This window comes from Nonomuraea recticatena (genome assembly GCF_039533245.1).
In the GTDB taxonomy this organism is placed as follows: domain Bacteria; phylum Actinomycetota; class Actinomycetes; order Streptosporangiales; family Streptosporangiaceae; genus Nonomuraea; species Nonomuraea roseola.
Window position 1 is genome coordinate 1 of the sequence record NZ_BAAATE010000035.1, and the last position, 12,961, is coordinate 12,961.

The window sequence follows — 12,961 nt, forward strand, 5'->3', positions numbered from 1 at the left end:
ACATGAATGTTCCAACCAAAGGAATCCGTCCAATGGACGGGGTTGTGTATCATGCACTGGCTTTTAACACACTGTTGAGTTCTCAAGAAACGGACGCGTCTTCCGCATTCGTTCGTGGTGCCGAGCCTAGCAGCCTTCTCGACTGCTCGAGCCGCACCGCCCCGTCTCCGGGGCAACCCTCTCAACTTACCGTGCCACTCGCGCCTTGTCCAATCAACCGATTTTCCGGATGATGATCGAGGTGCGCCGTACCGTCGGCTTGTTCAAGAGGGGTCTCCCTCGGGGCCCGTCCGCCGTCTCGCGGCGTCCGGCTCGCTCCCGGGGCACAGACGAGACTAGGTCGGTATCGCCATCCCGTCAAATCCGCGTCCGGTATGTCGATCTCGCCCCGTATCCTCCTCTAGGTGACCGCCACGATCGCCAGGCCCGAAAGCCCCCCACAGCCTCCTGTTATGACACCGCGGTGGGCTCCTCCCACCGCCGCGATCGTGGCATTCGCGGTGGCGCTCTCGGGTTCGGGCTCCTCCACGCTCAACGGCGACGAGCTGGCCACGCTCAGCGCCGCCCGCCGTTCCATCGCAGGGATGTGGGAGCTGGCCCAGCACATCGACGGGCACTTCCTGCCGTACTACCTGTTCATGCACTTCTGGGTGAAGGCCGGCACGGCCGAGCTGTGGCTCAGGCTGCCCTCCGCGCTGGCGATCGGGGTGGCAGCCGCGTTCCTGGTGTGCCTGGGCCGCCGTGTGCACAGCCTTCCCGCGGGCCTGGCCGCCGCCGCGCTGTTGTGCGTGCTGCCGTCGGTCTCCTACTACGGCGCCTTCGCCAGGCCCTACGCCTTCGCCGCCGCGGCGGTGACCATCTCCTTCTGGGCGCTGCACCGTTCCCGATGGGTCTCCTACGCCACCGCGGTCGCGCTCGTCGGCTGTACCCACCTGTTCGCGGTGCTCGTGCTCCCCGCGCAGCTCGCGCTCCTGCGCGGCCGTACCAAGACGATGGTCGTGGCGATGGCGGCCGGCTTCGTGCCAGCCGCGGTGCTGGGTCTCATCGGGTACGGCGAGCGGCACGCGATCAGCTGGATCCCCCAGCGCGGTCCCGACGTCCTGCTGAAGTTCCCGAAGATGGCGGCGGGCGCCGAGGGGGTCGGCCTTGCGCTGTTCGCGGTGGCTCTCGCCGGGGCCTTCGTGCTGATCAGGCGCGACACTCGCTGGGGCCTGGCGGTGACGGGGTGGCTGCTGCTGCCGCCCGTCCTGCTGCTGGCGGTCTCCCATCTGGTGACACCCGTGTACGTCGACCGCTACCTTTTCGTCACCGCTCCCGCGCTCGCGCTGCTGGCGGCGATCGCCGTGGCCGAACTGCCGCGCCTGGCCGTGCCCGCCGCCGTCGCGCTCGCCGTCGGAGCGGCCGCGCTGGCCTTCCCGCAGCACCTCGATGTCAGGGAGCGCAACGGCCGCTTCGAGGACGTCCCGTGGGCGATCGGCCGCATGAAGCTCGAAGCAGGCGATGCGATCGTCTACGGCCAGAGCTCCCTGCGCACCGGCTTCGACTACTACGCGACGAACGCCATGCCCGACGACGTCCTGCGTCTGGGCGACGCGCCCGCCGCCGACAGCTTCGGCTATCCCGAGCGGGCGGACGTCTCCGTCGCGCTGCGCGGCCGCGACCGGGTCTGGCTGGTGTGGCGCGGAGCGAAGAGCGCCGACCTGCCGCAGCACGGCAGGGTACGGCAGGCGGGCTTCGCCCTGGTCAGGGCCTGGCACTCGGCCGACATCCCCGGCCTGACCGTCGCGCTCTACACCAGGAAGGAGCGACGCTGACGTAGACGGCGAAGCGGGCCCCCTCCACGAGAGAGCCCGCCGTGAACGTCAGTGTCAGCCGACGACGACGCCGCCGATCGACTTCTTGCCACGACGCAGCACGAGGAAGCGTCCCTGCAGCAGATCGTCGGCGGAGGGCGTGTAGGCCTCGTCGGTGATCTTCGCGTTGTTGAGGTACGCGCCGCCCTCCTTGACCGCGCGCCTGGCCGCCGACTTCGACTCCACCAGGCCGCTCTCGGCCATGAGCTCGACCAGCGTCGCTCCGAGCGAGTCGACCTTGGCGAGAGGCACCTCGGCCAGCGCCGCCTCCAGCGTGGGGGCGGACAGCTCCTCGAGCGAACCCTGCCCGAACAGCGCCTTGGAGGCGGCCACGACGGCCTCGAGCTCGGCCCTGCCGTGCAGCAGCTCGGTGAGCTCCTCGGCCAGCGCCCGCTGCGCCTCCCTGGCGAACGGCCGCTCGGCGACGGCCTTCTCCAGCTCCTCGATCTCCTCGCGGCTCCTGAACGTGAACACCTTCAGGTAGTGGATCACGTCCCGGTCGTCGGCGTTGAGGAAGTACTGGTAGAAGGCGTAGGGCGAGGTCATGGCGGGGTCGAGCCAGAGCGCGCCGCCCGCCGTCTTGCCGAACTTGGTGCCGTCGGCCTTGGTGATCAGCGGGAGCGTGAGGGCGTGGACGTGGCCGCCCTCGACGCGGCGGACCAGGTCGACGCCCGCGGTGATGTTGCCCCACTGGTCGCTGCCGCCGATCTGCAGCGAGCAGCCGTGCCTGCGGTACAGCTCGAGGTAGTCGTTGGCCTGCAGGATCTGGTAGCTGAACTCGGTGTAGCTGAGCCCCTCGCCCGCGAGCCTGGCCGCGACGGACTCGCGGGCCAGCATGCGGTTGACGGGGAAGTGCTTGCCGATGTCGCGCAGGAAGTCGATCGCGGACAGCTCGGCGGTCCAGTCGAGGTTGCTGACCATGAGCGCGGCGTTGGGCTGCGCCTCGAAGTCTAGGAAGCGCCCGACCTGGCCGCGCAGCCGCTCCACCCATCCGGCGACGACGTCACCCGCGTTGAGCGAACGCTCGGTGTTGCGCCCGCTGGGGTCACCGATCAGCCCGGTGGCGCCCCCGACCAGCCCGATCGGCCGGTGACCCGCCAGCTGGATGCGGCGCAGCGTCAGCAGCGGCACGAAGTGTCCGACGTGCAGCGACGGAGCGGTGGGGTCGAAGCCTGCATAGACCGAGATCGGTCCCTTGGCCATGGACGCGCGAAGGGCGTCGAGGTCGGTGGACTGCGCGATCAGACCTCGCCATGCGAGGTCGTCGATGATGTCGGTCACGATTCCGGCTTTCCGAACGAGTGGAGATGGACTGGCTACAGAGTGCCCGATCTCGGCACCTGCCGCCACTTGAAAACCCTCCTCGTGATCATGGCAGACGTCAGGCTCCCCCGCCGACGGCACAGCCACCCGCCGGGTGAGACGGGCCGGACCGCGGGCGGGGGTGAACGCTGGGGAGGGCTCTACGCGCTCAAGGACGACGTCTCACTCGAGTTCGACCTCGAGAGCGGCGCCAGGACCTCGACCCCGAGCTCGGCTGGCCGAAGTCGGTGTCGGGGAGCGCGATCGTCTGGGGCGGTAGCCTCGCAGGCATGTGGAGGGTTCGCCGCGAGCTGGTCGCCGTCAAGATCCTGGCCGCCGTGGCCTGTGCCACCCTCGGCGGCTACTGGTACCTCTCCGGCGACGTGCGCGGCGTGATCCTGGCCGTCCCCGCCACCCTGCTGGTCGGCGCCATGGCGCTCAGAGACCTCCTGGTCCCCGTACGGCTGGCCACCGACGCCTCCGGCATCACCGTCGCGCACGGCTACGCGGGCTCCCGCCACGTCCCCTGGGACCAGATCGAGGACATCAAGGTCGACGTGCGCACCCGCTACGGCAGGCGCAGCGAGATGCTGGAGATCGACACCGGCGACAACCTGCACCTGTTCAGCCGGTCCGACCTCGGTGCCTCGCCCACCGAGGTGGCCGCGGAGCTGCGGCGGCTCAGGGCGGCGTAGCCGGGAGCCGGTCAGCCACGCCGCCTGGGCACGTGCGCCCGGTACGGCGAGACCGTCGGATCCCCCTCGATCCAGAACCGCCAAGGGGTCTCGGCCCCTGTGGAGATCCCGGTCCTCGGTCCCGCGAGCACCGAGGCGGGAGGGGACCCGTCGAGCACCTTGCCGATCATGTCCAGGCCGTTGTCCTCGCGCCCCCAGCCGAGCGCCACGGCCAGCCTTGCGGGGCCTCTGGCCAGGTCGCGGTCGCGGGCCCCGTTGCGCCGCGCCCTGGCCACGTCGAGGCCCGACACGATCTCGCCGGCGCGTAGCAGCACGGCCGAGCCGTGCCCCTCGGGCAGGCAGACGATGTTGGCGCAGTAGTGCATGCCGTAGGTGAAGTAGACGTACAGATGCCCCGGCGGGCCGAACATCACCGAGTTGCGCGGGGTCTGTCCTCGGTAGGTGTGAGAGGCGGGGTCCTCCCCCGGCAGGCCGTACGCCTCGACTTCAGTCAGCCTGACGCTGACCTCGCCGTGCACGAGGACGCGCCCGAGCAGTTCGGGCGCGACCTCGTGAGCTGGCCTGTCGAAGAAGTCCCTGCTCAGGAGCCCGAGGCCCATGCCGCCTGGGCGTCGACCGCCTCGCGAAGCGCCGCGAGCTGGTCGCGGACCCTGTCGGGCGCGGTGCCGCCGTGCGCCTTGCGCGCGGCCAGCGCGCCCGGCACGTTGAGCACGTCGCGCACGTCGGGGGTCAGGTGCGGGGAGACCTTCGCCAGATCCTCGTCGCTGACCTCGCCCAGGTCGACGTCGTTGACCTGGCAGTAGACGACCAGGTGGCCGACGGCCTCGTGCGCGTCGCGGAAGGCCACCCCCTTGCGCACGAGCAGCTCGGCCAGGTCGGTGGCCAGCGCGAAGCCGTCGGAGGCGGTCGCCGACATGCGCGCGGTGTTGACGCGCATCGTGGAGACCAGCCCCGCGACCGCGGGGAGCACCAGCAGCAGGGTGTCGACGGTGTCGAAGACCGGCTCCTTGTCCTCCTGCAGGTCGCGGTTGTAGGTGAGGGGCAGGCCCTTCAGCACGGTCAGCATCGACATGAGGTTGCCGATGAGCCGGCCCGACTTGCCGCGCGCCAGCTCGGCGACGTCGGGGTTCTTCTTCTGCGGCATGATCGACGAGCCGGTGGAGTAGGCGTCGTCCATCTCGATCCAACGGAACTCCTGCGAGGCCCACAGGACGATCTCCTCGCCCAGCCTCGACAGGTGGATGCCGATCATCGCCGCGTCGAAGAGGAACTCGGCGGCGAAGTCGCGGTCGGCGACGGCGTCCATCGAGTTCGGCGCGGCCGAGGTGAAGCCGAGCTCCTCGGCGACCACGACGGGGTCGAGCGGCAGCGACGAGCCGGCCAGCGCGCCGGAGCCGAGCGGCGAGACCGCGGTCCGCTTGTCCCAGTCGATCAGCCTGTCGATGTCGCGGGCGAAGGCGTGCACGTGCGCGAGCAGCTGGTGGCCGAAGGAGACCGGCTGCGCGTGCTGCAGGTGCGTCATGCCGGGCGCGGCCGTGTCGGCGTGCGTGGCGGCCTGGGCCATCAGTGCCGTCTCGACCTCCACCAGCCTGGAGATGATCGCTCGCACGTTGTCGCGCAGGTACAGGCGCAGGTCGGTGGCGATCTGGTCGTTGCGGCTGCGCCCCGCGCGCAGTTTGCCGCCGAGCGAGCCGAGTCGCTCGAGCAGCCCGCGCTCCAGCGCGGTGTGCACGTCCTCGTCGGCGACCGTCGGCCTGAACTCGCCCGTCTTGCAGGCGGTCTCCAGGTCGTCGAGCGCGCCGATCATGCGCTCGAGCTCCTCGTCCGTCAGCAGCCCCGCCCTGTTGAGCACGCGGGCGTGCGCCCGCGAGGCCATCAGGTCGTAAGGCACCAGCCGCCAGTCGAAGTGCACGCTCACCGACAGCCGAGCCAGCGCGTCGGCGGGGCCCGACTCGAAACGCCCGCCCCACAGCCTCATCGGCTTGCCACCATCACTCACCGTAGTCTCCTCCTCGTCACCCGCGATCCTAGCCATGCCTGGCGTCACGGGCTGCCGCGATCTTGGAGGGGAGGCTCCACAGCTGGACGAAGCCCTTGGCCAGGGACTGGTCGAAGGTGTCGCCCGTGTCGTAGGTGGCCAGCGAGAAGTCGTACAGCGACTCCTCCGAGCGCCTGCCGGTGACGACGGCGCGGCCGCCGTGCAGGGTCATCCTGATGTCGCCTGAGACGTACTTCTGGGCGTCGGCGATGAAGGTGTCGAGGGCGTCCTTCAGCGGCGAGAACCACAGGCCGTCGTAGACCAGCTCGCTCCAGCGCTGGTCGACGCCGCGCTTGAACCTGGCCAGGTCGCGCTCCACGGTGACGTTCTCGAGCTCCATGTGCGCGGTGATCAGCGCGATCGCGCCCGGCGCCTCGTAGACCTCGCGCGACTTGATGCCGACGAGCCTGTCCTCGACCATGTCGATCCTGCCGACGCCCTGGGCGCCGGCGCGCCTGTTCAGCTCGTCGATGATCTGGAACGGGGTCAGCGCCCTGCCGTCGAGGGCGACGGGCACGCCCTCCTTGAAGGTGATGACGACCTCGTCGGCCTCGCGCGGCTGGGCGGGGTCGGAGGTGTAGGCGAAGATGTCCTCGGTCGGGCCATTCCAGATGTCCTCGAGGAAGCCGGTCTCGATGGCCCTGCCCCAGAGGTTCTGGTCGATCGAGTACGGGTTCTTCTTGGTGGTCTCGATCGGCAGGCCCTTGTCCTCGGCGAAGGCGATGGCCTTGTCGCGGGTCCAGGCGTAGTCGCGGGCGGGGGCGACGACCTTGAGCTCGGGCGCGAGCGCGGCGAGGCCTGCCTCGAAGCGCACCTGGTCGTTGCCCTTGCCGGTGCAGCCGTGCGAGACCGTGGTGCCGCCGAACTGCTTGGCCGCGGCGACCAGATGCTTGACGATCAGCGGGCGCGACAGCGACGACAGCAGCGGGTAGCGGTCCATGTAGAGCGCGTTGGCCTGCAGGGCGGGCACGCAGAAGTCGGCGGCGAACTCCTCCTTGGCGTCCACGACGACCGACTCGACCGCGCCGCAGTCGATGGCGCGCTTCCGGATGACGTCCATGTCCTCGCCACCCTGGCCGAGGTCGACGGCGACGGCGATGACCTCGGCGTCCATCTGCTCGGCGAGGAAGGGGATGGCGACAGAGGTGTCGAGGCCCCCGGAGAACGCTAGTACGACTCTCTCGGACATGATCATGATCCTTTACGATTCGCGATGTTCAGCAGGCTGTCCACGACCGCGGGGCCACCCAGGGGGTCGCGACTGATGACGAGAATGGTGTCGTCCCCCGCCACTGTGCCGAGGATGGACTCCCAGTCGGCGTGGTCGATGGCGGAGGCGAGGAACTGCGCGGCGCCCGGCGGCGTCCTGACGATCACCAGGTTGGCCGAGGCCTCGGCCGAGACCAGCAGCTCCTCGGCGATCCTGTGGAGCCTGGCCGCGGGCGACTCTCCCGTGCCCAGGCGGGCCAGCGGGATGCGTCCGCCGCCCTCGCCTGGCAGCGCGTAGACCAGTGAGCCGTCCTCGGCCCGCAGCTTGAGCGCCCCGAGCTCGTCCAGGTCGCGCGAGAGCGTGGCCTGGGTGACCTCGACGCCGCTCTCGGCCAGGAGCTTGGCCAGCTCGGGCTGGGAGCGCACGGCCTGCCGCTGGAGCAGGTCGGTGATCTTCGCCTGCCTGGCGACCTTGGTCATCGGGATGCTCATCGTGACCACAGCCACTGCAGCAGCGCCTTCTGGGCGTGACGGCGGTTCTCCGACTGGTCCCACACGAGGCTGTCCGGGCCGTCGAGCACCTCGGCGGTGATCTCGTAGCCGCGGTAGGCGGGCAGGCAGTGCAGCACGATCGCCTCGCTGTCGGCGCGGGCCATGAGCACGGCGTTCACCTGGTACGGCATGAGCACGGCCACGCGCTCCTCCTTGCCCTCCTGGCCCATCGACACCCACGTGTCGGTGGCGATCACGTGCGCGCCTTCGGCGGCGGCGGCCGCCTCCTCCAGCACGCTCACGCTGCCGCCGGTGCCCTTGGCGACCTCCGCGGCCCTGGCGAGGATGCCAGGGTCGGGCTGGTAGCCGGCGGGCGCGGCGACGCGGACGTGCATGCCGGCGGTCGCGCCGCCGAGCAGGTAGGAGTGGGCCATGTTGTTGGCGCCGTCGCCCAGGTAGGTGAGCGTGAGCCCGGCGGTCCTGCCGAAGTTCTCCCTGACGGTCTGCAGGTCGGCGAGGATCTGGCAGGGGTGGTACTCGTCGGTCAGCGCGTTGATGACGGGGACGCCCGAGACCGAGGCCATGGCCTCGATGCGCTCCTGTCCTCCGGTCCTCCACACGATGGCGTCGACGTGGCGTTCCAGCACCCTGGCGGTGTCCTCGATCGGCTCGCCCCTTCCCATCTGGGAGGTGCCGCCGTCGATGATCAGCGGGACGCCGCCCAGCTCGGCGATGCCGACGGCGAAGGAGACGCGGGTCCTGGTGGACGGCTTGTCGAAGAGCACCGCGATGGTCCTGTTCCCCTCGAAGGGGCGGTAGCCGTACGGGTCCTTCTTCATGGCGTCGGCCAGGTCGAGCACCTCGGCCTGCTCGGCGGGCGAGAGGTCGTCGTCCTTCAGGAAGTGCCTGGTAGGCGCCGAGTCCGCGCGGTGTCTGGTCACTTGGCCGCCTCCGTGAGGATCGAGGGGAGGGCGTCGACGAGGGCCTGGATCTCCTCGGCGGTCACCACGAGTGGGGGTGCGAGCCGTACGGCGTCGGGCTGCAGGGCGTTGACCAGGAAGCCGGCGTCCTGCGCCGCCTGCTGCACCTTGCCGGAGACCGGCTCCTCGAGCACGAGGGCCAGCCACAGGCCGCGGCCGCGCACGCCCTTGAGCAGCGGGTGCTTCACCGCCTCCAGCCCTGCGCGCAGCAGGGCGCCCTTGGCGGCGGCCTCGGCGGGGTCCACGTTGGCCAGGACGGCGAGCGCGGCGGCGCAGGAGACCGGGTTGCCGCCGAAGGTCGAGCCGTGGTCGCCCTTGTCGAAGAGCGTGGCCGCGGGGCCGAAGCCGACGCAGGCGCCGATCGGCAGGCCGCCGCCCAGGCCCTTGGCCAGGGTCAGGACGTCGGGGACGACGCCCTCCGCCTGGTGGGCGAACCAGTGGCCGGTCCTGCCGATGGCCGACTGGATCTCGTCGGCGACCAGCAGCGCGCCTGCGGCGGTGCAGATCTCACGGGCGGCGCCGAAGTAGCCCTCGGGCGGCGGCACGACGCCCGCCTCGCCCTGCGTGGGCTCGAGGAAGACCGCGATGCAGTCCTCGGTGACGGCCTGCTTGAGCGCGTCGGCGTCGCCGTAGGGAACGAAGCGAACCTCGACGGGGAAGGGGCCGAACTGCTCGCGGATCGCCTTCTTGCCGGTGAGGGAGAGCGCGCCCATCGTGCGGCCGTGGAAGCCGTTCTCCGCGGCGACGAAGTAGGAGCGGCCCGTGGCCTTGCCGTACTTGAGCGCCAGCTTGTAGGCGCACTCGTTGGCCTCGGTGCCGGAGTTGGCGAAGAAGACCTTCGCCGGCTGCTTCAACAGCTCGAGCAGCTTCTCCGCCAGCAACACCTCGGGCTCGTGCAGGTAGAGGTTGCTGGTGTGGGCGAGGGTGGCGACCTGCCTGGAGACGGCCTCGACCAGCGCGGGGTGGCCGTGTCCGAGAGAGTCGACGGCGATGCCGCCGACGAAGTCGAGGTACTGCCTGCCCTCCACGTCCCACACCGTGCTGCCCTTGCCGCGGGCCAGCGCCAGCGGGGGGACGCCGTAGTTCGGCATGAAGGCGTCTTCGAACCTCTTGTACAGGTTCATGCGTCCGACTCCGTCGGCCGTATGAACCTGAGGTCGCTGTGTTTCCTGATGAGCTCGCTGCGCTCACTCATTGGGCATCACCATGGTTCCGATTCCGTGGTCGGTGAAGATCTCGAGCAGCAGGGCGTGGGGGACGCGTCCGTCCAGGACGTGCGCCTGGGGCACGCCGCCCTGCACGGCGGTCAGGCAGGCCTCCATCTTGGGCACCATGCCGCTGGACAGCGTGGGCAGCATCTCGGCCAGCTCCGCCGCCTTGAGCTGGTCGATCACGTCGGTGTCGGCGGGCCAGCTGGCGTACAGGCCCTCGACGTCGGTGAGCACGATCAGCTTCTGCGCCCGCAGCGCGACGGCGAGCGCGGCCGCGGCGGTGTCGGCGTTGACGTTGTAGACCTGGCCGTCCACGCCGCGGGCGACGCTGGAGACGACCGGGATGCGACCGTCGTCGAGCAGGGCCTGCACGGCGCCGGGCTCGACCTTGACGATCTCGCCCACCTGGCCGATGTCGACGGGCTCGCCGTCCACCATCGCGGGCTTGCGCTCGGCGGTGAACAGGTGCGCGTCCTCGCCCGACATGCCGACCGCGAACGGGCCGTGGTGGTTGATCAGGCCGACGACGTCGCGGTTGACCTGGCCCACCAGCACCATGCGCACGACCTGCATCGCCTCGGGAGTGGTGACCCGCAGGCCCGCGGTGAAGGTCGACTCGATGCCGAGCCTGTCGAGGTGCGCGCTGATCTGCGGCCCCCCGCCGTGCACCACGACCGGCCGCAGGCCCGCGTAACGCAGGAAGACGATGTCCTCGGCGAAGCCCTCCTTGAGCGACTCCTCCGTCATGGCGTTGCCGCCGTACTTGATGACGACGGTCGCGCCGCTGAACCTGGCCAGCCAGGGCAGGGCCTCGATCAGCGTGCTCGCCTTGGCGAGCGCTCCGTTGGCCCTCATGAGGAGTACGCCGAGTTCTCGTGCACGTAGGCCGCGGTCAGGTCCGTGGTGTGGATGGTCGCCGAGTGCGGCCCCGCCGACAGGTCGACGGTGATCGTCACGTCGCGCGGGCGCATGTCCACCTTGGCGCGGTCGTCGCCGACGGCGCCGCCCCTGCAGATCCAGATGCCGTTGATGGCGACGTTGATCCGGTCGGGCTCGAAGACCGCGTCGGTGGTGCCGACCGCCGCCAGGACGCGGCCCCAGTTGGGGTCCTCGCCGTGGATGGCGCACTTGAGCAGGTTGGACCTGGAGACCGTGCGGCCCACCTTGACGGCGTCGTCCTCGCTGGCCGCGCCCACGACCTCGATGGCGATCGCCTTGGAGGCGCCTTCGGCGTCGACGAGCAGCTGCCTGGCCAGGTCGGCGCAGACCTCGGTGATCTTCTTCTCGAACTCGGCGAGGTCGGGCGTGACGCCTGAGGCGCCGCTGGCCAGCAGCAGCACGGTGTCGTTCGTCGACATGCAGCCGTCGGCGTCGAGCCTGTCGAAGGTCTTGGCCGTGGCCCTGCGCAGCACCGCGTCGAGCTGCTCGGAGGTGACCTCGGCGTCGGTGGTGATGACGCAGAGCATGGTGGCCAGCGCCGGGGCGAGCATGCCCGCGCCCTTGGCCATCCCGCCGACCATGTACCCGCCCTCGCCGCGCCTGAAGGAGATCTTCGAGACGGTGTCGGTGGTGCGGATGGCGTCGGCCGCCGCCAGGCCGCCGTCGCGGGAGAGCTGCGTGGCCGCGCTGTCGACGCCCGTCAGCAGCGCCTCCATCGGCAGCCGCTCGCCGATCAGGCCGGTGGAGCATACGGCGATCTCGCCGGCGGAGTCGGCCAGGACCTCGGCGACCTTCTCGGCCGTGGCGTGGGTGTCCTGGAAGCCTTCGGGACCCGTGCAGGCGTTGGCGCCGCCCGAGTTGAGGACGACCGCTCGGACTCGGCCCCCCGCCAGGACCTGCTGTGACCAGAGGACGGGGGCTGCCTTCACGCGGTTGGCGGTGAAGACACCCGCGGCGGCGCGGCGCGGTCCTTCGTTGACGACGAGGGCGAGGTCGCGGTTGCCGCCGGCCTTGATGCCTGCGGCGATGCCCGCGGCCTTGAAGCCGAGGGGGGCGGTCACGCTCATGCGTCCTCCTTCGACGGCCGCATGCGTGTGCACAGGCCGTGTTCGCTGGTTCTCTGGCCGCGCTCGATCACGGGGCGACTCCGTTCAGGGGAAGGCCGAGCCCTTCGGGCAGGCCGAGTGCGAGGTTGACGCTCTGGATCGCGCCCCCCGCGGTGCCCTTGGTGAGGTTGTCGATGGCGATGACGGCGACCACGCGGCCGGCGCGCTCGTCGAGCGTCACCTGCAGGGCCGCGGTGTTGGCGCCGTAGGTCATCGCGGTGGCGGGCCACACGCCCTCGGGCAGCAGCGTGACGAACGGCTCGTCCTTCAGCGCGCTCTCGTAGGCGTCGCGCAGGGCTGCGGCGGTCAGGCCGGGGGTGCCGGGAGCCGTACAGGTGGCCAGGATGCCGCGGCTCATCGGCGCCAGCATCGGGGTGAAGGCGACGGTGACGGGGAGGCCCGCGACGGCGGAGAGGTTCTGCTCCATCTCAGGCGTGTGCCGGTGGACGCCGCCCACGCCGTAGGCGCTGACCGAGCCCATGACCTCGCTGCCGAGCAGGTTCGGCTTGAGGGCCTTGCCCGCGCCGCTGGTGCCCGTCGCCGCCACGACCACCACGTCGGGCTCCGCGAGCCCCTCCGCGAAGGCGGGGAAGAGCGCGAGGGTGACGGCCGTCGGGTAGCAGCCGGGTACGGCGATGCGCCGCGCGGCCTTGAGGATGTCGCGCTGACCGGGCAGCTCGGGCAGGCCGTACGGCCAGGTGCCCGCGTGGGCTCCGCCGTAGAACTCGGCCCAGGCGGCAGGGTCGGCGAGCCGGTGGTCGGCGCCGCAGTCGACGATCACGGTGTCGCTCTCGTCCAACTGGGCGGCGATCGCGGCGGACTGACCGTGCGGAAGGGCGAGGAAGACCACGTCGTGCCCTGCGAGCACCTCGGGGGTGGTCTCCTGGATGATCCGGGCTGCCAGCTGGGGCAGGTGCGGCTGGTGCGCGCCGAGCGGGCTGCCCGCGCTCGAAGCGGCGGTCAGCGCGCCTATCTCCAGTTCGGGGTGCATGAGCAGCAGACGGGCGAGCTCACCTCCGGCGTAGCCGCTGGCCCCGGCGATCGCCACACGCTGCATAGTCATTCATCCTTACTCATGAATTTGCTTAGAGAGATTATGCATCCGGGTCGATGAGCATGCAAGCCAGACGGGCCGC

At 70.6% G+C, this 12,961-nt stretch carries 12 protein-coding genes; 2 read left to right on the forward strand and 10 right to left on the reverse strand.

Going from position 1 to position 12,961, the window contains the following annotated elements:
- The first annotated feature begins 452 nt into the window (after positions 1 to 452).
- A complete protein-coding gene (locus ABFX50_RS41385) occupies positions 453 to 1,814 on the forward strand; it encodes a hypothetical protein (protein ID WP_346154589.1) in 1,362 nt (453 codons plus the stop codon).
- A gap of 54 nt (positions 1,815 to 1,868) precedes the next feature.
- Here ABFX50_RS41385 and tyrS read toward each other — a convergent pair whose 3' ends face one another.
- A complete protein-coding gene (tyrS, locus tag ABFX50_RS41390; RefSeq protein ID WP_346154590.1) occupies positions 1,869 to 3,134 on the reverse strand; it encodes a tyrosine--tRNA ligase in 1,266 nt (421 codons plus the stop codon).
- A 311-nt stretch (positions 3,135 to 3,445) separates the two neighbouring features.
- Between tyrS and ABFX50_RS41395 the strand changes: the two genes are divergently transcribed.
- Positions 3,446 to 3,850, forward strand: a complete 405-nt coding sequence (locus ABFX50_RS41395; protein ID WP_346154592.1) for a PH domain-containing protein — start codon at positions 3,446 to 3,448, stop codon at positions 3,848 to 3,850.
- An 11-nt stretch (positions 3,851 to 3,861) separates the two neighbouring features.
- Here the strand turns inward: ABFX50_RS41395 and ABFX50_RS41400 are convergent, their stop codons facing one another.
- The 9 genes from ABFX50_RS41400 to argC form a co-directional block, all read right to left on the reverse strand.
- Entirely contained in the window at positions 3,862 to 4,449 is a 588-nt protein-coding gene (locus tag ABFX50_RS41400; protein ID WP_346154594.1) for a DNA-3-methyladenine glycosylase, read from the reverse strand.
- A complete protein-coding gene (gene argH / locus ABFX50_RS41405) occupies positions 4,431 to 5,885 on the reverse strand; it encodes an argininosuccinate lyase (protein WP_428834726.1) in 1,455 nt (484 codons plus the stop codon). The genes ABFX50_RS41400 and argH overlap by 19 nt, the downstream gene beginning before the upstream one ends.
- The gene (locus ABFX50_RS41410) at positions 5,878 to 7,077 is read right to left on the reverse strand and encodes an argininosuccinate synthase (RefSeq protein ID WP_346154598.1); all 1,200 of its coding nucleotides are present in this window, start codon (positions 7,075 to 7,077) and stop codon (positions 5,878 to 5,880) included. Before ABFX50_RS41410 ends, argH begins: the two co-directional genes overlap by 8 nt.
- 2 nt (positions 7,078 to 7,079) lie before the next feature.
- Positions 7,080 to 7,589 (reverse strand): arginine repressor, encoded by a 510-nt coding sequence (locus ABFX50_RS41415; RefSeq protein WP_346154737.1) that lies wholly within the window; start codon positions 7,587 to 7,589, stop codon positions 7,080 to 7,082.
- Positions 7,586 to 8,530 carry an ornithine carbamoyltransferase gene (argF, locus tag ABFX50_RS41420; protein ID WP_346154599.1) on the reverse strand — a complete coding sequence of 315 codons (945 nt, stop codon included), beginning with the start codon at positions 8,528 to 8,530 and terminating at the stop codon, positions 7,586 to 7,588. Before argF ends, ABFX50_RS41415 begins: the two co-directional genes overlap by 4 nt.
- A complete protein-coding gene (locus tag ABFX50_RS41425; protein ID WP_346154601.1) occupies positions 8,527 to 9,693 on the reverse strand; it encodes an acetylornithine transaminase in 1,167 nt (388 codons plus the stop codon). Before ABFX50_RS41425 ends, argF begins: the two co-directional genes overlap by 4 nt.
- Before the next feature lie 63 nt (positions 9,694 to 9,756).
- Positions 9,757 to 10,635: an acetylglutamate kinase gene (gene argB, locus ABFX50_RS41430; RefSeq protein WP_183662108.1), complete on the reverse strand. Its 879-nt coding sequence runs from the start codon at positions 10,633 to 10,635 to the stop codon at positions 9,757 to 9,759.
- Positions 10,632 to 11,786, reverse strand: a complete 1,155-nt coding sequence (gene argJ, locus ABFX50_RS41435) for a bifunctional glutamate N-acetyltransferase/amino-acid acetyltransferase ArgJ (RefSeq protein WP_346154603.1) — start codon at positions 11,784 to 11,786, stop codon at positions 10,632 to 10,634. Before argJ ends, argB begins: the two co-directional genes overlap by 4 nt.
- 67 nt (positions 11,787 to 11,853) lie before the next feature.
- Positions 11,854 to 12,882 (reverse strand): N-acetyl-gamma-glutamyl-phosphate reductase, encoded by a 1,029-nt coding sequence (argC, locus tag ABFX50_RS41440; RefSeq protein ID WP_346154739.1) that lies wholly within the window; start codon positions 12,880 to 12,882, stop codon positions 11,854 to 11,856.
- Between the last annotated feature and the right edge of the window lie 79 nt (positions 12,883 to 12,961).

What these genes read in the sequence shown, in the direction of transcription:
- ABFX50_RS41385 (WP_346154589.1), top strand. Translation starts at nt 453, where the DNA reads ATGACACCGCGGTGGGCTCCTCCCACCGCCGCGATCGTGGCATTCGCG.
- ABFX50_RS41395 (WP_346154592.1), top strand. Translation starts at nt 3,446, where the DNA reads ATGTGGAGGGTTCGCCGCGAGCTGGTCGCCGTCAAGATCCTGGCCGCC.
- ABFX50_RS41400 (WP_346154594.1), bottom strand. Translation starts at nt 4,449, where the DNA reads ATGGGCCTCGGGCTCCTGAGCAGGGACTTCTTCGACAGGCCAGCTCAC.
- argH (WP_428834726.1), bottom strand. Translation starts at nt 5,885, where the DNA reads ATGGCTAGGATCGCGGGTGACGAGGAGGAGACTACGGTGAGTGATGGT.
- ABFX50_RS41410 (WP_346154598.1), bottom strand. Translation starts at nt 7,077, where the DNA reads ATGTCCGAGAGAGTCGTACTAGCGTTCTCCGGGGGCCTCGACACCTCT.
- ABFX50_RS41415 (WP_346154737.1), bottom strand. Translation starts at nt 7,589, where the DNA reads ATGAGCATCCCGATGACCAAGGTCGCCAGGCAGGCGAAGATCACCGAC.
- ABFX50_RS41425 (WP_346154601.1), bottom strand. Translation starts at nt 9,693, where the DNA reads ATGAACCTGTACAAGAGGTTCGAAGACGCCTTCATGCCGAACTACGGC.
- argB (WP_183662108.1), bottom strand. Translation starts at nt 10,635, where the DNA reads ATGAGGGCCAACGGAGCGCTCGCCAAGGCGAGCACGCTGATCGAGGCC.
- argJ (WP_346154603.1), bottom strand. Translation starts at nt 11,786, where the DNA reads ATGAGCGTGACCGCCCCCCTCGGCTTCAAGGCCGCGGGCATCGCCGCA.
- argC (WP_346154739.1), bottom strand. Translation starts at nt 12,882, where the DNA reads ATGCAGCGTGTGGCGATCGCCGGGGCCAGCGGCTACGCCGGAGGTGAG.